General features: G+C 46.2%; 2 protein-coding genes. Both read right to left on the bottom strand.

All coding sequences use genetic code 11. The features are described from left to right. Nucleotides 1-107: 107 nt before the first annotated feature. Nucleotides 108-296, bottom strand: a complete 189-nt coding sequence (locus A3750_RS03695) for a Trm112 family protein (RefSeq protein WP_068458017.1) — start codon at nucleotides 294-296, stop codon at nucleotides 108-110. 27 nt (nucleotides 297-323) lie between these two features. Continuing rightward, nucleotides 324-770, bottom strand: a 447-nt coding sequence (locus A3750_RS03690; protein ID WP_231871697.1) for a tetraacyldisaccharide 4'-kinase, incomplete at its 5' end; no start/stop codon positions are given.

Here is a 770-nt window from a genome sequence, read left to right as displayed (position 1 = left end):
CTGGCAATCGCTGAGAAGCAAAGCGTGCTGGAATAATGACGGTATATCGCAACATTAAAACAACCTTCTATTTTATATGGTGGCTTTTGCTTATCTAAAGACGTGGTTTAGTCTTTGCTCAGTTTCTCGTCTGTCGTCAAGGTGCGCGCCTCAGACTCAAGCATCACCGGAATGTCGTCGCGAATCGGGTAGGCAACACCATCTGCTTTACAAATGAGTTCCTGGGCATCCTTGTCATACTTCAGCTCACCTTTACAAAGCGGGCAAGCGAGAATCGAGAGTAACTTCTTATCCAAAACAGTGTCCCTTAATTAAAACCGTATTCAATTTTCCAGCCGTGCGAGACGACCCATTTCATTGAGCTGATTGTAAAGCCTCTCACCTAGATTGTCTTGAAGTTCCGGCTCAACACGCAGGAACCAAGCATCTTCACAATGTAGATCTTTGCATTTTGCCGCGTCTTTTTCGGTCATGAGGATCGCTGTTTTTTTATCGTTCAGATCTTTTTGCTTGTAGCCATAATGGTCTGGGTAAGGGTATTCATCGCACCTGAGGCCCAGGGCCTGCAAGGTACCAAAAAAACGCTGCGGATTGCCGATCGCAGCAATCGAAGAAAAACGTTGCGACGCGTAACGCTCTACAAAGGTATTTACATCGATACTTTCAGAACCATCCAAACGAACAAACTGCTTCGGAGTAAGCTGCATGTGCGTTCGAAAAACGGAATCCGGCAATGACGTAAGCAATGTCATCTCCGTCTCCAATGCGCC

The sequence above is a fragment of the Oleiphilus sp. HI0079 genome, assembly GCF_001635105.1.
Note: the sequence above shows the minus strand (reverse complement) of the source record. Positions and strands in the feature narration are given on the sequence as shown.